A 17,830-nucleotide genomic window follows, 5' to 3' on the forward strand; every position below is an offset into this window, starting at 1 on the left:
CCAGCGAGCATCACACCGCAGGACGAATCATCAGGAACCGGACAGCCCAGCCGAACCCCTCATGCCGGCGCGCGCGCGTGAACGATCGAGGCTGGCCTCGGAAGGAATTCCCGCCAGTTCCGCATCCGGGAATTCCGGCGAAGATGCGGAAATGGGTGAGGAATCCGCCGAATACTGGGTGCGGCGTTCTCTCGCCGACCGGATCGGCGACTGGCTGGAATACCGGATCGACCTCGGACGCGCCCGCAAGGACGCCGAAGCGCCTCTGCGTGAGGCCGAGATCGAGGTCGCGATCGCGCGTCTGAAGGCGAAAACCGACCGCGAAACCGGGCTCATGGAGCAGCAGAACAAGCTCCGCCAGGCCCAGTTGCAGGCGGCCGCGGCCCGGACCGCGACGCAGGGCAAGACGGACGCGGCCGGCAAGGGCGCCGACAAGGGCCTGGCCAAGTCCCCGGCCGGAGCCCCCGGCGGCTCCGGCCGAGGCGGCGGCCCCGGCGGCAGCAAGGGGCCCAACCCCGGCGCCGGTGCTGGCAAGGGGCCGGGCCGCAGCGACGGGCGGGGCCCGGGGCCCGGCGGTGCCAAGAACGGCCCCGGCGGGCCTTCTGGCAGCCGCAAGGGGCCGGGCCGCGGCACGGAGTCGAAGGAAGACCTGAAGGCCCGTCAGAACGGCTCTGGCGGCTCCGGCGGAACGCGGGACGGCAAGGGCCGACAGCAGGCCGCGGCCGAGCGGTCCCGCGCCCGCCAGGAGCGGCTCGCCGCCCGGCAGAACGCCGACCTCGCGGACCGCACCAAAGACCGCGACCAGGCCCGCGACCGCCGCGCGGCTGCCCGGCAGGACCTCCGCACCGACAAGGCCGACCGCCGCGCGAAGAAGGCCGAGCGCGCCGCCACGCGAGCGGCCGCGAAGGAGGCAGCGAAGGCCTCGGCCACCGAGGCGGGCCGCACCACCCTCGGCGAAGCCGTGGCTCAGGAGGCACAGCGGCGCTGGGACGAGCGGCAGGAGACGCGGCAGAAGGCCGAGAAGGAGAAGGCGGCCGCACAGGCCGACCTGTCCAAGGGCAAGGCAACGGGCGCCGACGGCCAGGACGGCGCACAGGCGGCCGGCGGCCCGGAGCCGAAAGATGGCGGGCCGGACCCGAAACGCCGGGAGGCGGACCCGAAACGGCAGCAGCCGGAGCCGAAAGACGAAGGACCGCAGGCCCGCGGTGAGGATCCGGACGGCGATCGGCGGTCGAAGGAGCGCCGGTACACCTGGTGGGACCCGCGCGCCGGGTTCGGCTACCGGCGCACCGCCGACGGAACCGCGGCCGAAGCCGGACCCGCTGAGGGCAACGGCACGGCGCGGCCGGGCCCCGGCGATCCGGACCCGGAACCGGAGCCGGAGACCGTGTCCCCGGGGCGTTCCTGGCAGCCGCCGCGCGGCACACCGGACGGCGACGGTGACATCCAGGACGCGGAGATCGTCGTGCCCGAGCTGCCGGCCACCGGGCCCGCCGCACTGGGGCCCGCGCCCGAACGCCACACCCGGCGGCCCGGCACCACCCGGCCCACCCCGACAACGGAAACGGAGGAGATGCCGATGGCGGCACCCACGGGCACGGGCGGCCGGCAGCGCACGGCCGCCGCGCAGAAGATGGCCGCGCAGCACCGCACCGAGGTCACGCTCGACGAGTACCTGGTCGAGATCGCCAACATCGCGGTGGCCGCGGCCGCGGACAGGCAGGACGCCGAGGAACTCGCCGCGTCGCTGACGGCCGTGGCCGACGCGCTGCGGGAGATGGCCGCAGACCTGGTCGGCGACCACAACGTCGACACCGACGCGGTCGACCTGATCACGAACCTCGCCGATGCCGCCGCCGCGATGGCCGCCCAGGCACAGCGCTGCTCGGCCGAGTGCGAGGAGGCCGCGACCGCGGCGGCCCTGGCGGCGCGGGCCGTCGCCCAGGCCTACACCGAGGACGTCACCGCGATGGACGCGAGCGGCCTTGCGCAGGCCTCCGCCGCCGCCCACCACGACTAGACCATGAAGGGAGAAGCACGCTGATGAGCAGCGAAGTCGACCACCCGCCGACCGGTGCCGTACCCGCACCGTCTGCCTCCGTACCTGGATCGGCTGCCGCCGTACCGGCACCGTCCGACGCGGGCCTCGGGCCGGTTCGGCAGGCACCGGCCGCCGTGCCCGCCCGGCCGGCGGCCGGGCGGGCTCCCGCGCCGACCGACGGCGACAACCGCTACAAGGCGGTGCAGCACAAGCTGAAGGCCTTCTCGGGGGCGTTGGACGGTGCCACGGGGCGGCTGGAGGCGCTGCGGCGGCGGATGCGCGCCACCGCCGACCGGGCCTCCACCCTGGCCGGGCACATCGCCGACGCCGACCTGGATCCGGTGTTCGTGGAGATGACGAACGCCGTGGCCACCGCGCTGGACGGCGCCGCCCTGGCGACGGGCCGCCTGCACGAGAGCGCGCAGGCGGTCTCCGCGGACGCCTCGGAGACGCAGCGCACCCACGCGCGGATGTACGAGGCCCTGGACCAGATCCGCTCGGGCCGCAAGCACCGCACGCCCAAGCCGGGCTTCTTCGCCCGCAACTGACCCCCGAACAAGCCCGTACCGAGGGCGGCCCCACCACAGCGGTGGGGGCCGCCCTCCACGCTTCCCATGAAAGGAAACCCGGTGTCCGCTCCGCGCGCCGTCGTGCTCGAACGAACCCTCTACACGCTGGCCGCCCCGGTCCTCGCCGCGGCCCCGAACATCGCCCCCGACGGCCCGCTGAACACCGTCCTGCTGCTCGCCGGCGGCGCGGGCGTCGCCGGATCCGTGCTGGCAAGCCGCGACCACGCGGGCGCCGGCCGCAAGCTGGTCCGCCTGTCGCCCCTCGCCCTGGCGGCCGCCGTCGACATCGCCGCCCTGTGGACCCCGAGCTGGGGCTGGGACGCGCTCGCCGCGGCCGGATGGGCCGCGGCCGGCTGCATCGTGCTGCCGCTGTCGCGCACCTCCCGCCGCCTGCGGCCCGCCCTCGCCGCGCCCCCCGCCCCCCAGCCGCTGCCCGCCCCGGCCACCATTCCTGCGGCCCCGGCGCCCGTCCCGGCCACCGCCGACGACGGGGCCGACGCCCTCACCCGCGGCGTGCGGGAGCTGTGGGAGCGCGCCGGAAACCCCGGGCGCACCCACGTGGTCACCGCCACCCGCCACCCCGGCAAGCGCCACGACCTGACCATGCTGCTGCGCGCGAGTGAGCCGGGCCGGCCGATCACCGGCCTGAGCGAGGCCGCGGTCGCCGCGGCGTTCGGCATCACCGAACCCGACGTCGTGCTCCTTCCTGTGACGCAGCAGGCCGGCCGTCAGGGCGGGCCGGGCTGGCTGGAGGTCAAGCTCGTGCCGGAGGAGAACCTCCGCCGCCGCACCGCGCCCACCGACGCGGAGCGGTGGGCCGACGGGATCGGCGCCACCGCGATCCCCGGCTCCCGGCTCACGGGCAAGCGCCGCAACCACGAGCGGGGCGTCACCTACTGGACCGCACACCTGCCCGACGGTGAGCCGCGTATCGACCTGAAGGCGCTGTGCAAGGCCCTCGGCACCTCGGTTGACGACGGGCGGGTGTTCGTCACCGTGGACGGCCAGGAGGTCCTGGTGTCGGTGTGGGACATCTCCCCGCTCGCCACCGTCTACCCGGCCACCCGCGAGCTCCTCACCCCCGACACCGACGGCCGCTGGGTGTGCGGCTACCTGACGAACGGCCAGCCGGCCCGCAACCGCGTCCACACCGACCGCGGTGCCGCCCACGGCCTGTACGTGGCCCCGTCCGGCGGCGGCAAGACGCAGCTGATGGCGCTGGCGATCTGCGCGAATGCGAACTTCGGCGCGGTGGTGTGGCTGGTCACCGAGGCCCCGGACTCCAAGACCGCGGCGCTGAGCGCGCACTGCGACCGCTACGGCGTCGGCGCGCTCTACATGATCCGCGCGATGCGGGCCACAGCCGCGCTGATTGAGGTTCGCGGCGAGATGCTCTGGGCGGACGGCCAGATCCACGACTGGGACCCGAAGCGGCCCGGTTGCCCCTACCGGCCCCTGAGCTGCTTCTGGGACGAGTTCCTGTCCGCGGCCCGCCACGACGAGTACGGCGCGGAGATCATGAACCTGGCCGAGGTCATCTCGGTCAAGGGCCGCAAGTACGGCATCGGCGAGCACGTCGCCGGCCAGTCCGTGTACGTGCAGGACGGCTTCACGCAGCTCCTCAACGAGAACCTGCGCGACAACGGGATCCCGGTCGTGCTCAAGGTCGCCCCGAAGAAGATCACGGACATGTTCAAGTCCCTGGGCGTCACGCCCGAGGACATCCCCGACCCACTGCCGCGCAGCTTCTCACCTGCGGAGTCCGGCCGCATCGCACGGATCATGAACGGCGAGCCGGAGCCGCCGTCCGACTCCAACACCGGCGGCGTCGGCTGGATCATCGAATCCCGCAAGCCCGAAATCCTGCGGACCCTGTGCATGGATTTCGAGCAGCCCATCGCCCCGCTGTTCCCCGACACCGTCCACGGCCTCACCGACCACGAGATCGCCGAACTCGAGGCCCGCGACCTGTGGTTCGACTGGAACGAGCCGCCCCGCCCCGGCGAGTTCGGCCCCGAACCCGAGGACGACGGCGAGAGCGAGCTGCCGTCCGGCAGCCGATCCAAGTCCCGTGCCGCTGCGGTCGGCCGGACGCTTCCCGCGCAGTCCACCGTCACCACACCCCGCCAGGCCCTGGACGCCATCAAGAAGCTCACCGGTGCCTGACCGGCTCCCATGAGGCCGCCACTACCCCACTTTCCACTCGATCGGAGACTGCCGTGAGCAGCACCCAGCACACCCCGCACAGCACCACCCGGGCCGCGGCCGAGCCGCAGATCAGCCTCCTCGCCACCGGCTACACCCCGGTCGTCCTCGACGGCCGGATCCTCGCCGTCCCGCTGCACCCCGGCGCCACGGACGAGGCCTTCGTGCCGGCCCTCATCGACGGCCAGGTCGCGGCCGTCCCGGTGCACAACCCGCTCGCCGTCCCGGCCGCGGCCCAGCCGGGGCCCGCCGCGGTGGCCTTGGAGCCGCCAGTGGCGGACCCGGGTCTGCCCCGGGTGGTGCGCGACTGCCTGCTCTACGGCTCCCTCGCCGCGGTCGCGGCCGGTGGCGCGGTGTGGATGGTCGGCGCGGCCGTCGCCGCCGCGGCCCCGCACGCCGGCGAGCTCGGCGAGCTCCTCCAGTACGCCGCGATCCTCGTCGGTGTCGTCGTCCTCGGCCTGGCCGTCCTGCTCGGCAAGCTCCGCACCCTCACCGGCCCCACGACCGGCACCGGCTCCGGGGCGTCCGTGACCACCAGCGGCACCGGCGCGGCCGCGACCGGCACCGTCCTCGCGCTCGTCCACCGCACCACCACCACGACCATCGGCCGCCAGAGCGCCTGGGGCCGCGGCGGCATCACCAACCACACCGGCTGACCGCCTGCCCGGTCTCGCTCCCGGCCCGCACCCGCCCGCCCCTGCCGTCTCCCGGCCGGGGCGGGCGGGCTGCGTTCCGGGGCCGGCCGGCCGACCACCCAATCCCTTGCTGGAGGTAACCACCGTGACCACGCCCGCCGCCTCCCCGCTCGCCCAGCTGCTCGACGCGCTCGGTGTCAGCGAGCGCACCACCCGCTCCACCGCCGGCCAGCTGCTCGACGTGCTCACCGACCTGCCCGACACCGCGCCGGTGCTGATCGCCGTCCCCGACCTGGACCACTGCGCGGAGCAGCCGGTGGCCGCCGCCCACTGGGACGGCACCCTGCTCCTGACCACCCTGCGCCCCGCCCCCCAGACCGAGGCGCTGTTCCCCGCCCTCACCACCTCCACGGACACCACCGCGCGTGCCGACCGGGCGGGTGAGTGCGGGCTGAGCGTCGGCGAGCTGCGCGAGGTGCTTGCCGCGCTGCCGGACTGCACCGCCGTGCTGCTGGACGTCCACGGCTGGGACGGCCCCGCGCAGCTGCCGGTCACCGGCGCCGACTGGGACGGCGCCCTGACCCTCACCTCCCCCTACCTGACCTGGGCCCCCGGCTCCTTCGACTTCCTCCACCAGGCCACGGCCTGATCGGGCCCCGCACCCAACCAGCTGCTTCGACCGGAAGGACTCACCCGACCGTGACCACGCTCGCCGTCTGCGACCTGCACGCGCTGCACGCACTCCGCCGGTGGCTGCACGACCCCGCCCGCCGACGCATCTGGCACACCACCCGCCTGGCCCGGCAGGCCGAGGCCGCCGAGCAGGAACGCCGCACCCACCGCTGCGAGCTGCCCAACACCGGCGCAAGCGCCGACCAGATCGTCCGCAGCCGCCAGAACCTCGCCGACGCCCGATCCCGCGCCGACCTCACCGTCCTCGGCGAGCAGTTCACCGAACTGGCCAGGCTGCGCCTGACCGTCACCCTCGCCCACCACAAGCACACCTCGCAGGAGCCGCAGGACCGGGTGGGTGAGGAGCTCGCCGAGGACATCGCCGATGAGATCCGCACCATCGCCGAGGACCTGCTGGAGGCGCAGCCCCTCTACCCGGGCGAGGCGCACCGCAACGCCGAGGCGGTCCTGGTCCCGCTGCTGCAGCAGGACACCGCGCTGGCGGCCACCAGCAGGCGCGAGGACCTGGCCCGCTGGCTGGCCGACCTGCGAGCGGCCCGCCTGGTCCTCGACCAGGCCGCTACCACCGCCTGAACCTTCGGTCCGGCCCGGAGCGGCACCCCTGCCGCCCCGGGGCCGACCCGTCCCTGCCGAACACCGAGGAGTGCATCCCCGTGTCCATCCCATTCCAGCCCGGCACCAACGAACCCGGCCGGCGCGGGCGCACCGCCGTCCGCGAGTCCACCCGGGCCGCCGCCCGGCGGCTGCGCGAGCACACCGCCTCGCGCCCCACCGGTCCCGCCGAGGTGTCCGCCGCCGTCGCGGGCGTGGTCCTGGCCGTCGTCATCATCGGCGGCGCCCTGTACTGGCTCGTCCGCTTCCTCGTGTGGGTCATCGCCGGGGCCTTCCACGGCACCACGGGGCTCGCCGGCGCGCTGTGGCACAGCGCCACCGCCGACCACGCCCGCGCCGTTGCGAAGGCCTTCACCGCCGTGGTGACCGGCCCCGCTCAGTTGTGGCTCCACCAGCACGCCACCGGATTGCCGGTGACCGCGCATCAGCTCGCTGTCGCCTGGGTCCTGCTCGCCGCGATCGCGTTCGTCTCCGCGCGGGGCGGCTCCTTGGCCGGGCGGCTGGCGTGGGCCTTCGTCGGCGCGGGCACCGCCACCGCCGTCTGGCAGGCCTCCCCGGACGGCCAGCGCGCCGCCGCCACCGCCACCACCAGCGGCCTGTGGCTGCTGCTCACGCTCTCCGCCTACCGGCCCCGCCGCACCCACACGACCACCAGCACCCGCACCGAGCTGATCGTCTCCCCGCTCCTGGAGCAGGCCCTGACCGGAGCCCTGGAGCGCGCCACCGTCCCGACCGCCGCGCCCACCGCCGTCGGGGTCCGGGCCGGCGACGATCGGGTCGAGCCGCTCCCGCAGCCGGCTCCGCCGCCCGTCGACCTCATCCCGGCCGCCGCCGGATTCCAGTGCCGCCACTGCTCGCGGCCGCTGCGCTGGGCCACCGGCCACGAGCCCGGCGACCGCACCCGCACCTGGCGCACCGCCGACGACGCCACCACCTGCCCGACCGCACCCGACGGCCTGCACTACGCGCTCTGACCCGGCCGGACACCCACGCTGCCCACCGGCCCGCACCCCGCCCACCACAGCGGGCGCGGCGGTCCGGTGCGCGGCGCGGCCGCCCGGCCGGACTGCCACGCTGTGCCGCTGGGCAACCTGCTGATCTTCCGTACTCGAGCAGAAGATCGCACCCGGACACCTGGCACACCGGACAGCACCCCACCGACCACGAAAGGGCCGATCATGAACCCGGCGCTCGCCGCCCACCTCTCCCATCTGACCCCCGACCGCCACACCGGCCGCCTCAACGGCGACGACGCCTACGACGTGCTGATCCTGCTCCTCGCCGCGTTCCGCGACCTCGGCTTCGACCGCACCACCCCCGACCAGCTCCACACCGCCATCACCACGATCGACACCCGCAACGCCTTCGGCGGCCGCCGCACCCTGCACACCCTGCTCCGCGAAGCCGCCGACCACCACCAGATCCGCATCACCGCCGCCGGCCACCTCCTGCTGCGCACCGACGCCCCCAGCGACGGCGGCCCCGAACACACCTGGATCCGGCTGCAGAACCGCCACGGCGCCGAGGTCGAGATTGTCGGCGCCGACCCCTGGCCGGATACCCACCAGGCGGCCCCCGGCCCCGCCTGGTGGCGCTGCACCGCCTGCCGCGCCGGCAGCGGCACCGACGCCCAGGACCTGAACCTCATGCGCACCCAGGCCACCGACCACGCCCGCGACTGCCTCGCCCTGCCCGCACCCCTCGCCTCACCCGCGGCCGACTGACCCAGCGTCAGTCCCACACCGGGCACCGACGCCGCCCACCGCGCCCCGCCCAGACCGCGCCACCCAGGCGCGGCGAGGCGCCGGCCACGAGCCCGGCGACCGCACCCGCACCTGGCGCACCGCCGACGACGGCCTGCACTACGCCTGTGACCCTGCCGGACACCCACGCTGCCCATCACAGCGGGGAACTTCAGAGAGACGCGATGACGAACCTGGACCAGGTCGCCACCCTGGCGACGTTCGGCTCGACCTGGGCCGTGCTCACCGTCGGCCACAACTTGGCAGACCACGTCTTCGGCCAGAGCGACCACCAAGCCGCGAACAAGGGAGCGCCGACGGCCGAGGACGTTGCTGCCGGGGCAAGCCCGCGCCGCGGCTGGGGCGCGTGCCTGGCCCATGTCGGCCAGTACCACCTGGTGATGGCCGCGTTGCTGGCTCTGGTGTGGCTGTTCATCCCGCTGCCGCTGGGCGCGACCGGCCTGACCGTCGGATTCGCCTGGTCGGCGGCCACCCACGCCGTACTGGACAGGCGCTGGCCGGTCCGCTGGCTGCTGCAGCACACCGGCTCGCCAGCGTTCGCCGAGCTTCGAACGGCCGGCCTCAACGGGCTGTACCTGGCTGATCAGGCCCTGCACTCCGGAGCACTGCTGATCTCCGCGCTGCTGATCACCCGCCTGTGATCCCGGCGCAGCCAACGACCGGAAGCCGCACGTCCCATGGCTCCCCGATCCGCAAGGAGCACCTCGACATGACCGACCGCTACAACCACCTCACCCCCGACGACCGCGCGAGGACGGCCGCCCGCGCGCCGGTCGCAGACGGCACCCTCGTCACCCTGATCGGACCGGCCGGCAGCGGCAAGACCACGTTCACCTGGGCCCTGGACTCGCGCGAGGTCGTCTCCCTGGACGAGTTGCGAGCCCTGGTGACCGGCGGCAACGCCGGCGACCAGAGCGCCACCGCCGAGGCCGTCCAGATCCAGAACCTGCTGATCGACGCACGCCTGAGCCGCGGCCGCACCCTCTACCTCGACTCCACGAACGTCGAGGCCAAGGTGAGGGCGCAGCTGGTCGAGCGGGCCCGCCGCCACGGCCGGCCGCTGCTGGCGATCGTGTTCACGACCCCGCTCGAGGTGTGCCTGCGCCGCAACGCCGAGCGGCCGGCCAACCGGCGCGTCCCGGACGACGTCCTGCGTCGGCAGCACCAACTCGCCGCCGACGCCGTCCCGGTCCTGCCTGGCGAGGGCTTCGACGACGTGCGTCTGTGCCCGTCGGTCAGCTGATCCGGACGCTGACGCTACCCACCACCGCGCCCCGCCCAGTCCACGCCTGCCAGGCGCGGCGGCGGGGCGCCGTAGTGCGCGGCGCGGCCGCCCGGCCCAACCCCCACCACCCCGAAGAACCGAAGGAGGCCACCGTGACCGACACCCTGCTCACCCGCCTGGCCCGCACCGCCCTGGACACCGCCGAGTCCGCCGCCACCGTCACCGCCGCGGCCGCCACCGGCCTGGCCACCTACCGCGCCCTGGCCCACCGCCCGGCCGAGACCCGCACCACCCTCGCCCTCGCGGCCGGCGCCCTCGCCGCCGTCCTCACCGACCAGACCGCCTACAAGGCCCTCGCCCCGCTGCGCCGCCGGCTCGGAGCCGAGCACCACCGTCCGGTCGGCGAGCCGGTCCCGGCGCCCACGCCCGGGCAGCTGGCCGCCGACGTGTGCGCGGACGCGGCGCACCGCGCGGCCGCCGGCGCGGGGCGGCTCGACTACGGCCAGGGCAGCCTGACCAAGGCCGCCCACTGGACCGGACAGCCGGACGGCACGGCGACCTGCCCGCTCGGTGCCGGCGCGCACCTGCTGGCCGTGCCCCGCCCCACCGACCGCGACGGCTACAGCAGCCGCAGCTACCTGCTGGTCACCGGCACGGACGCCACACCGATCGAGGTCCACACCATCACCGACCTGGTCGCGCTCCTCGACAGCCCCGCCGCCGACCAGCAGCAGCCCGACGACGAGGACGAGGGCGGGGACCCGTGGGACACCCTCGGCCGGGACCTGGCCATCGCCGAACTCTGCGCCACCGACCCGGGAACCGGCGGCCCGGCCGCCGAGCACGACCCGGACACCGGCGTCGACCAGGAAGCCGACGCCCACGCCACCAGCACCCTCTGACGCACCCACTCCCCGGACCGGCCTGCCCGGCCCGCTGCACCCAACCGCACTTCACCACCGGCCCGGCCCGCACCCCAGCGGGCCGGGCCGACCCGTCCAAGGGAGACACCCGCATGACGACCACCCCCGCCACCCGCCGCGGCCTGTTCACCGCCAACCCCGACCGGCGGCTGCGCCCCGGCACCCCCGACCGGCCCTGGGAGCTGTGGCTCACCGGCCCCGACACCCTGCTGCCGATGCCCGACCTGGCCACCGCGCTGATGGCCGCAGCCGAGCACAACGCCCTCGCCGCCGACCTCGACGACCACTCCCCGTTCCAGCCCGTCGGCCACGCCTTGGTCCTGACCCACGGCTACGCCTGGCGGCGCGAGGGCACAGCCCGGGCGGGCGCCGGCATCGCGGTCCCGTCGCTGTGCTGGACCGCGGCGTGCTCGGTGTGCGGCGAGGCGCCGGAGGACGAGTTCGTCCCCCACCACACCGGCCCCGACGCCGCCGCCGGCGACGCCGTCGACAACCACGGCTGGCACCGGCTGCCGGACGGGCGGCTGGTCTGCGGCTGCGACAACACCGCCCACACCGAGGCCCGCGCCCGGGCAACCGTCCAGGACAACGGCCACGAGCCGCACCCGGACCAGCTCGCCCTCGTCGACCCGGACAGCCCCGCCGGCATCCGTCCCTGAACGCCCGGCCGAACCGGCTCGGCCCCCTGCCGGCCGGCCCGCACCGACCGGGAACCAACCCCACCGACCAGGAGAACCCGTGCGCATCGATGACGGACAGCCCGCCGGCACCGTCGAGAACGTGATCAAGGCGGTCTGCATCGTCTGCCTGATCCTCATGTGGGCGGTCTCCGCCGCACACCTGGCGTCCCACCGTGCGTCGCACTGCGGGCCCACGGCCGGATCGACGGCGACCCGCCACCCCGGCGGCAGTTTGATGGATGGCCGGCCCGCCGCCCACTGCCCGCGCTGACACCCCGCCAAGAACAGTCGCAGCCCACCAGGCGCGACCCGGACACCGCGGGAGCGGGACACCGTCCCATGGCTGTCCGACAGGGCTGTGAGAGCGGCCGCTCCCGCCCATACTCCGGCTCAGGGCCCGGCACCGACGCACCGGTGCCGGGCCCTTTGTCGTTTCCGGGCCGCCCCTTCCGGGCGCTGCAGGGGCCGGGTCGTACGGTCGCACCAGCTGGGCACTTGGCCGCCCCGCCCGCGGGGTGCAGGCTGGACGGATCCCGGCCCGCGCCCCGCCGCAACCAGCGGCCGTATGCCATGTCGCACCCAGGCCGTGTCCGTGCGCACGAGCCACCGGACCGGCCAGCCCATCTCGGCAAGAGCCGGCCAGTGCGGGAAACCAGACCGAGGGCGGCCGGACCGACACGCAACCGCCTCCCGGCGGCCGTCCCCGGGACCAGCCCGGGCGTCGAAGCCGGCCGGGCCGTCGGCATTGAGCGCGCCTTGCTGACATGACGTGCGATCAGATCAGATAGGCGAGGCACCCCCGGCGGAACACCGGTGGCCAGGACCCGCAGCCGGGAACGGCCCGAAGCTGGGGCCGGCCCGGGACCGCACCGCCGCCGACCACAGGAGACCGCGATGACCCACCTGCCCGACATCTTCGAGACCCGGCAGGGCGAGGCGCTGCGCCGGGCCTACCTCGCTGGAGACCTCGAGCAGGCTCGCAAGATCGAACAGCACCTGCTCGCCGAGTCCGCCACCACCCCCGAGGAGCGGGATGAACTCGCGCAGACTCTGCACGCCGCCGTCCTGTTCATGGAACTCGACGCCGCCCGCGATGCCGGCGACGAGACCGGGGCCGGTCACCTGCTGCAGCGGATCCGCCAGGAGTGCACGCCGCGGGCCATCAAGCAGCACCTCGCCGCCGGCCTGCTGCAGGCCGGCCTGCACGAAGGCCTCACCCGCGACCAGCACGACCAGCTGATGGGCTGGGTGAAGGACCTGCACCTCGGCCCACAGATCGTCGACCTGGCCGAGAGCATCAGCATCCACTGATTCCGGCGCCGGCCCGTTGGCCGACGCCCGCGACCAGCGGCCCGCCGGCCGCATGAGGCAGTGCAACGGCGGCAAACTTCTTGTCCCCGCAGGACTGCCAGACCACCCGACCAGCCTTCGGGTGAGCCATGCTCGGCCGGGCCAGATGAAGAATTCGCAGCGCTCCTCCGCCGGGCGAAGTCGAACGAACCGCACTCTGCCGTGCCGACCGGTGCCGACCCGCACTTCCGCCTGCGGCAGCGGTTCGTCCGAGACGGCCGGGACGTTCACGTCGAAGGCGCGGTCGAGGCGCTGAGGCGGCCGCCCACCGGCCGCGGTGCGGACGGGTGTCACCGCGCGGGCGTCTGGCGCTGTGGTGCCGCGGATCAGGCGCGGCCGCCGTCCCAGATGCTGCTGGGGTCGCTCATCTGCTCGGTGCTGCCCTTGGCGCCGCCGGGCACCTTGATCACGGTCTTCTTGTACGCGCTGGAGCGCCAGGCGACGTTGAGCAGCCGGGTGTCCTTGCAGCGGTTGTGGTAGTACACCCGGGCCTTCCAGTTCCAGTCGTCGCGCCAGGACCAGGAGAAGCAGCCGTCCGTACCACGGTGCATGTGCGTGTCCTCGGCCGCGGATGCGGCGGGCGCGGCCACGGCCAGCAGCAGCGCCGCGGCCGAAGCCGCAGCGGCCGTCCTGAAGATGGGGCCCATGACGGTGGTCTCCTCGTAGCCGCCGGAAGCGGGGAACACGCAGGCAACCGCCCGGTGCGCGGCCCGGTTGCGGCCTGGAGTCCGTGTTCACCCGGTCAGCCGGTGGGCGGTGCGGGCCTGCGGCGTCGCACCGGAATGCATTTCCCATGCTCAGGTGCGGTGCCGTACAGTCGTGCTCACCGACGCGGGGTGGAGCAGCTCGGTAGCTCGCTGGGCTCATAACCCAGAGGTCGCAGGTTCAAATCCTGTCCCCGCTACCAACCCGTCAGGCCCGGCACCCCAGGTGCCGGGCCTGCCGCGTTTCCGGGCACAACCGCCGCCGGCGCCCCCGGACGAACGCATCCCCGTGACTGCCCGTCAATCGCACCTGTTCGCGCCTTCGTTGACTTTTAAGAGTTGATAAACATCTCTGATCTGCGTTACGATTGCATCGTTCGGCTTACCATGTCCTGGCTTGGGGAGGGTCTCGTGCTCGCGGTGGATGTCCGGCAGGCACTCAAGGGCGGTGAGACGGTCCTGGAGGCCGCGTCCCGCTGGTGGCGGTTCGGCGAGCAGACGATCGCCGACCATGGCGACTTCCTCCTCGCGTTCGTCGACGGCGGCGTGTGCGTCGGCGCGTTCGAGATCCGCGCCGCCGAACCCGACCCGCAGGCTGGCGGCAAGTACGCCTTCGACCTCGAACCGGCCGAACGCTTCCGCTGGGCCCTCGGCGAGCGACTGCCGCTGCCGCCCGGCCGCAACCCCGCCCGGATCATGACCGGCGCCGCGCTGCGCACCTTCCTCGACGCCGACCCCGGCCGCACGCCGCTGCCGGCCCGTACCGCGGAGGGCGGGCGATGACCGGCACCCCGGACGCCGTCGACGCGCTGCTCGGCGCCGGCCCGCGCCGCCCGGTCGCGCTGCCCGAGCCCGCCGAACGCGCGTGGCTGCGCACCGAGTACGGGCTGACGAAGGCCGAGACCGCCAAGGCTCTCGGCGTCAGCCCCGCCACGTTCACCGCCTGGGAGTCCGGCCAGCGCGACCCGCAGGGCGAGGCCCGCGCCGCCTACGCCAAGCTCCTGGACGGCATGGCCGCCCGCCTGCTGCCCCCGGCCCGACCCGAGGCCGCCCCGGCTCAGTCCCCGGCGCCCGTGCAGAGCCCGCCCGCCTCCCCGGTGCCGCCGGCCGCCCCGGCGCCGCTCGCCGGGCCGGTCGAGATGGACCGCACCCCGTCGGGCGACCTCGTCACCGGTGAGCCGCAGCCCTGTATCTGGTGCGGGCGGCCCAGCATCTTCCGCGCCGCCGGCCGGCCCGTGCACGTGGGCGGCGGCTTCTGCGTCCAGGCCCCCGCACCGACCAGCGCCGCCCCCGCACCGACCAGCGCCGCCCCGGCACCGGCACCCACCGCTGCCCACGGCGCGGCCCCCGCGCCCACTACCGCCCCCGCAGCTCCGCACCGGCCCGTGCCCACTGCTGCACCGACCCGGTCGACCCGGCAGGCCCGCCCAGCCGCCGTGTCGCGTCCCGGTGCCCGCCCGGCCCGGAAAGCACCGTCTCGCGCCGCCGCCCCGGTGGACGACGCCCGGACCACAGAGGCCGAGAAGTTCCCCAACGGGCCGCTCGCCGTCGTCGACCCGGCCCCGTCCGGGCGCGGCCTGCTCGCGTACCTGGTGGACGGCCGCGTCCTGGACATTCCCGCGGTGAGGACGCTGCCGGAGCTCACCGAGTGGACGCTGACCGCGGGCCTGGGCGAACCCCGCCTCCACAAGCACGGCAAGGACGGCGACCCGCTGATCGTCCTCACCGACGCCGCCGCCGCCCTCCTGGGCCTGCCGCCTATGGGCACCGAACCCGGCCAGTTCGAGCGCCAACTCGGCCGCCTCCCCGAGACCCACAAGGCCGTCAAGGCTCTGACCAAGGCCGGCTGGCAGCTCACCCGGCGCGGCTTCGGACCGTGGGCGCGCGTCTACCGCACCCCCGACGGCGCCAAGCGCGCCTGCGTCCAGTACTGCATCCCCGCCTGGGCCGCCCTCACCTCCGCCGGCTGGAACATCCCCAACGGCCTCGACCCCGCCCAGCTCGCGGCGCTGCTCGGCGGCTACGCGAAGCGCGTGATGACTCCCCGCGGCTCCACCGCCGTCACCGGCCTGTCGTTGATGGAGGCGCTGCGCCCGCCGACCCGTGCGGTGCGCACTGCGACGGGCTGGACGTCCGGCCCGGTGGAGGGTTCACGCTCGCGGGCGTTCGATCCGGCGCCGCCGGAAGTCCTCGCGGAGCACCCGATCGCGCAGGACCGCGCCCCGGGGGATGTGCTGGTCACCGAGGTGTGGGACTGGATCCGCCCCGAAGAGGCGATCGGCCATGATGAGCGGGCCCTGCGGCATGTGGTGGGCCTGGACATCAACACGGCGTTCCTCGCCGCCGCGGGGCGCCTGATCATGGCGTTGTCGGAGCCGGTGCACGAGCTCAACCCGGTCTTCGATCCGAAGATCCCGGGCAGCTGGAAGTGCGATTTCTCCACCGCGGCCCTGGATCCGCGGCTGCCGAACCCGTTCACCCCGGACGGCCTGCCGCCGACCGGACCGGCTTGGTACACCACGCCCAAGGTCGCCTACGCCCGCGAACTCGGCCTCCCCGTTACGCCGACCGAGGGGTGGCTGCGGCACGAGTCCGGGCCGTGGCTCGACCCGTGGCACAAGCACCTGCGCGCCGCCTACCTCACCACCATGGACCGGCTCGGCGTGCCGCTGAACCTCGGCGAGCAGGACCCGCAGGCGTTCCTCGCGGTGATGGCTGGCCTGCAGGAGAGCGGCGACCCCATCGAGCTCGCGATCCTCGCCGCCGTGAAGGCGACCGCGAAGGGCGGCGTCGGCAAGCTCCGCGAACGCCCCCGCGGCGCGACCTACCGGCCCGGCCAGCGCTGGCCCGCACTCGAGCGTCCGACCTGGGACCCGCTCAACCGGGCACTGATCATCGACACCGCCACCGTCAACCAGCACCGCAAGATCCGCCGCCACGCCCAAGCCACCGGCCGGTTCCCGCTCGCGATCCTCTCGGACTGCACCGTCTACCCGTCCCCGGGCCCCTCCGCCCTGGACCTGCTCCGCGGAAACGACGGGGCGCTGACGACGGTCTGGCGGCTCGGCATCTCGCCCGGGATGTGCAAGCACGAGGGCACCCAGAGCATGGACTGGGCGCTGAAGTTGATCGCGGAGGACACCAACCCGGGCCGGCACATCAAGGGCGGCGACGCCGTCGCCGAGGGGGAGTAGCCCATGGACGCCATCGACCGCGGGCTGGAACGCGCCCTGCAGACCCAGCCCATCCCCAAGACCCTGCAGGGGCGGATCAACTTCCTGGTCCGCCAGTTGAAGGGCACCCGCAACGTTGCCGCTGCGCTCGGCGTGTCGATGCGCTCGGTGGAGCGGTGGCGCAAGGGCGCCGGCATCGGCCCCGGCAACGCCCGCAAGGTCGAGGACGCGGTCCGCGAGCGCTGGCAGCCCCGGGTGCGCCAGCGGGTCCGCGAGGCCGCCGAGGCCCGCGGCTTCACCGTCGAGGTCATGGCCTCCTTCGGCTACACCTCGGCCGGCCTGAGCACCGACGACCCGCGTGAGCGGATCGTCACCCAGCGTCTGCCCGGCAGCGTCGCCCGCGACCTCTTCCAGGCTCGCGACCGCGGTGCCAGCCGGCAGGAGCAGGAGCAGATCATCGCCGAAGGCCTCGGCCGGGCCTACTTCCAGGACGGCGGCCGCCGCGCCCGCGGCCTCCAGGTCACGTTGACCGGCCTGGAATGGGCCGACTTCTCCGTCTGACCCCGCCCGCTCGGCGCTGCAGATCGGGCCGGATCTGCAGCGCAGATGATCGACACGGTCTGAGACCGGAGCCGAGAATGTTGCTTCATTCTCGCTCCGTTGGGCCAGTGTGATGGCTGGCTGGATCAGGCTCGTGTTGCAGGGCCGGGCGGTAGACGGCGGTAGCAAGCGACGTCGGAGTAAAACCCGACGACAATGTCGCCAAGAGTGCTCCAAGCAGCGGCACTTGGAGCGCTTAGCGGGAGTACAGCTGAAGTGCTACGGGTGCGTAGGTTCCAGATCCGCAAGGTGTGGCCCTTGCTGGCAATGACAGCGACTGGAGTGTCCTCGAGGCGGACGCATGCCACGGCGGACACAGTCTTTCTGTAGTTGGCGAGTGCCTGACCAAGGGGCTGACTGGTGCGCAGGTTCCACACGCGCACCGTGCGGTCTCTGCTGCTGGTGACGGCGACGGGGGTGCCGTCGAGGTCGGTGCATGCAACTGCGGACACGTTGCTGGTGTGGCCGGTGAGAGGTTTGCCGAAGGGCTGGCCGGTGCGCAGGTTCCACACGCGCACCGTGCGGTCCGCGCTGCCGGTGACGGCGACTGGAGTGCCGTCCAGGTCGGTGCATGCAACTGCGGACACGTTGCTGGTGTGGCCGGTGAGAGGTTTGCCGAAGGGCTGGCCGGTGCGCAGGTTCCACACGCGCACCGTG

At 74.3% G+C, this 17,830-nt stretch carries 18 protein-coding genes, 1 tRNA gene and 1 pseudogene; 18 read left to right on the forward strand and 2 right to left on the reverse strand.

All coding sequences use genetic code 11. The features are described from left to right. Nucleotides 1–151 precede the first annotated feature (151 nt). The 14 genes from AB0442_RS29400 to AB0442_RS29465 all read left to right on the forward strand — a co-directional run bounded on the left by AB0442_RS29400 (nucleotide 152) and on the right by AB0442_RS29465 (nucleotide 12,657). Nucleotides 152–2,020 carry an ATP/GTP-binding protein gene (locus AB0442_RS29400; protein WP_366166621.1) on the forward strand — a complete coding sequence of 623 codons (1,869 nt, stop codon included), beginning with the start codon at nucleotides 152–154 and terminating at the stop codon, nucleotides 2,018–2,020. Nucleotides 2,021–2,043: 23 nt separating this feature from the next. Continuing rightward, a complete protein-coding gene (locus AB0442_RS29405) occupies nucleotides 2,044–2,589 on the forward strand; it encodes a conjugal transfer protein TraB (RefSeq protein WP_366166623.1) in 546 nt (181 codons plus the stop codon). Nucleotides 2,590–2,670: 81 nt separating this feature from the next. Further along, the gene (locus AB0442_RS29410) at nucleotides 2,671–4,776 is read left to right on the forward strand and encodes a chromosome segregation protein ParM (RefSeq protein WP_366166625.1); all 2,106 of its coding nucleotides are present in this window, start codon (nucleotides 2,671–2,673) and stop codon (nucleotides 4,774–4,776) included. Between the two features lie 53 nt (nucleotides 4,777–4,829). Further along, nucleotides 4,830–5,471 (forward strand): hypothetical protein, encoded by a 642-nt coding sequence (locus AB0442_RS29415; RefSeq protein ID WP_366166627.1) that lies wholly within the window; start codon nucleotides 4,830–4,832, stop codon nucleotides 5,469–5,471. A 124-nt stretch (nucleotides 5,472–5,595) separates the two neighbouring features. Then, nucleotides 5,596–6,099 (forward strand): hypothetical protein, encoded by a 504-nt coding sequence (locus tag AB0442_RS29420; protein WP_366166629.1) that lies wholly within the window; start codon nucleotides 5,596–5,598, stop codon nucleotides 6,097–6,099. A gap of 50 nt (nucleotides 6,100–6,149) precedes the next feature. After that, complete coding sequence (locus AB0442_RS29425; RefSeq protein WP_366166630.1) at nucleotides 6,150–6,716, forward strand: hypothetical protein; 567 nt, start codon at nucleotides 6,150–6,152, stop codon at nucleotides 6,714–6,716. 80 nt (nucleotides 6,717–6,796) lie between these two features. Continuing rightward, nucleotides 6,797–7,729: a hypothetical protein gene (locus AB0442_RS29430; RefSeq protein WP_366166632.1), complete on the forward strand. Its 933-nt coding sequence runs from the start codon at nucleotides 6,797–6,799 to the stop codon at nucleotides 7,727–7,729. Nucleotides 7,730–7,933: 204 nt separating this feature from the next. Next, nucleotides 7,934–8,479 (forward strand): hypothetical protein, encoded by a 546-nt coding sequence (locus tag AB0442_RS29435; RefSeq protein WP_366166634.1) that lies wholly within the window; start codon nucleotides 7,934–7,936, stop codon nucleotides 8,477–8,479. Nucleotides 8,480–8,682: 203 nt separating this feature from the next. Then, nucleotides 8,683–9,159: a hypothetical protein gene (locus tag AB0442_RS29440; protein ID WP_366166635.1), complete on the forward strand. Its 477-nt coding sequence runs from the start codon at nucleotides 8,683–8,685 to the stop codon at nucleotides 9,157–9,159. Between the two features lie 68 nt (nucleotides 9,160–9,227). Continuing rightward, on the forward strand, nucleotides 9,228–9,761 hold the full coding sequence (locus AB0442_RS29445) for an ATP-binding protein (protein ID WP_366166636.1): 534 nt from the start codon (nucleotides 9,228–9,230) through the stop codon (nucleotides 9,759–9,761). 134 nt (nucleotides 9,762–9,895) lie between these two features. Further along, a complete protein-coding gene (locus AB0442_RS29450; protein ID WP_366166637.1) occupies nucleotides 9,896–10,645 on the forward strand; it encodes a hypothetical protein in 750 nt (249 codons plus the stop codon). A gap of 113 nt (nucleotides 10,646–10,758) precedes the next feature. Continuing rightward, complete coding sequence (locus AB0442_RS29455; protein ID WP_366166638.1) at nucleotides 10,759–11,325, forward strand: hypothetical protein; 567 nt, start codon at nucleotides 10,759–10,761, stop codon at nucleotides 11,323–11,325. A gap of 79 nt (nucleotides 11,326–11,404) precedes the next feature. Continuing rightward, nucleotides 11,405–11,617, forward strand: a complete 213-nt coding sequence (locus AB0442_RS29460) for a hypothetical protein (protein WP_366166640.1) — start codon at nucleotides 11,405–11,407, stop codon at nucleotides 11,615–11,617. 623 nt (nucleotides 11,618–12,240) lie between these two features. Further along, nucleotides 12,241–12,657: a hypothetical protein gene (locus AB0442_RS29465; RefSeq protein WP_366166642.1), complete on the forward strand. Its 417-nt coding sequence runs from the start codon at nucleotides 12,241–12,243 to the stop codon at nucleotides 12,655–12,657. A 365-nt stretch (nucleotides 12,658–13,022) separates the two neighbouring features. On the opposite strand, the gene AB0442_RS29470 is transcribed toward AB0442_RS29465, so the two are convergent. After that, on the reverse strand, nucleotides 13,023–13,382 hold the full coding sequence (locus tag AB0442_RS29470) for a hypothetical protein (protein ID WP_366166644.1): 360 nt from the start codon (nucleotides 13,380–13,382) through the stop codon (nucleotides 13,023–13,025). 144 nt (nucleotides 13,383–13,526) lie between these two features. On the opposite strand from AB0442_RS29470, the gene AB0442_RS29475 reads away from it, so the two are divergent. From AB0442_RS29475 to AB0442_RS29490, 4 genes are all read left to right on the forward strand, one after another. Then, a tRNA-Met gene (locus tag AB0442_RS29475) sits at nucleotides 13,527–13,603 on the forward strand. Between the two features lie 208 nt (nucleotides 13,604–13,811). Further along, nucleotides 13,812–14,183, forward strand: coding sequence for a hypothetical protein (locus tag AB0442_RS29480; protein WP_366166646.1), 372 nt, complete (start codon nucleotides 13,812–13,814; stop codon nucleotides 14,181–14,183). Continuing rightward, entirely contained in the window at nucleotides 14,180–16,594 is a 2,415-nt protein-coding gene (locus tag AB0442_RS29485; RefSeq protein ID WP_366166648.1) for a helix-turn-helix transcriptional regulator, read from the forward strand. The genes AB0442_RS29480 and AB0442_RS29485 overlap by 4 nt, the downstream gene beginning before the upstream one ends. A 3-nt stretch (nucleotides 16,595–16,597) precedes the next feature. Next, nucleotides 16,598–17,134 (forward strand): XRE family transcriptional regulator, encoded by a 537-nt coding sequence (locus AB0442_RS29490; protein WP_366166650.1) that lies wholly within the window; start codon nucleotides 16,598–16,600, stop codon nucleotides 17,132–17,134. 125 nt (nucleotides 17,135–17,259) lie between these two features. Here the strand turns inward: AB0442_RS29490 and AB0442_RS29495 are convergent. Further along, nucleotides 17,260–17,830: pseudogene (locus tag AB0442_RS29495) on the reverse strand (hypothetical protein); the annotation flags it as partial.

This window comes from Kitasatospora sp. NPDC085895, from assembly GCF_040702125.1.
In the GTDB taxonomy this organism is placed as follows: Bacteria; Actinomycetota; Actinomycetes; order Streptomycetales; family Streptomycetaceae; genus Kitasatospora; species Kitasatospora arboriphila.

Coding starts and splice junctions, on each gene's coding strand:
- AB0442_RS29400 (WP_366166621.1), top strand. CDS start 152: ATGGGTGAGGAATCCGCCGAATACTGGGTGCGGCGTTCTCTCGCCGAC.
- AB0442_RS29405 (WP_366166623.1), top strand. CDS start 2,044: ATGAGCAGCGAAGTCGACCACCCGCCGACCGGTGCCGTACCCGCACCG.
- AB0442_RS29435 (WP_366166634.1), top strand. CDS start 7,934: ATGAACCCGGCGCTCGCCGCCCACCTCTCCCATCTGACCCCCGACCGC.
- AB0442_RS29440 (WP_366166635.1), top strand. CDS start 8,683: ATGACGAACCTGGACCAGGTCGCCACCCTGGCGACGTTCGGCTCGACC.
- AB0442_RS29445 (WP_366166636.1), top strand. CDS start 9,228: ATGACCGACCGCTACAACCACCTCACCCCCGACGACCGCGCGAGGACG.
- AB0442_RS29455 (WP_366166638.1), top strand. CDS start 10,759: ATGACGACCACCCCCGCCACCCGCCGCGGCCTGTTCACCGCCAACCCC.
- AB0442_RS29465 (WP_366166642.1), top strand. CDS start 12,241: ATGACCCACCTGCCCGACATCTTCGAGACCCGGCAGGGCGAGGCGCTG.
- AB0442_RS29485 (WP_366166648.1), top strand. CDS start 14,180: ATGACCGGCACCCCGGACGCCGTCGACGCGCTGCTCGGCGCCGGCCCG.
- AB0442_RS29490 (WP_366166650.1), top strand. CDS start 16,598: ATGGACGCCATCGACCGCGGGCTGGAACGCGCCCTGCAGACCCAGCCC.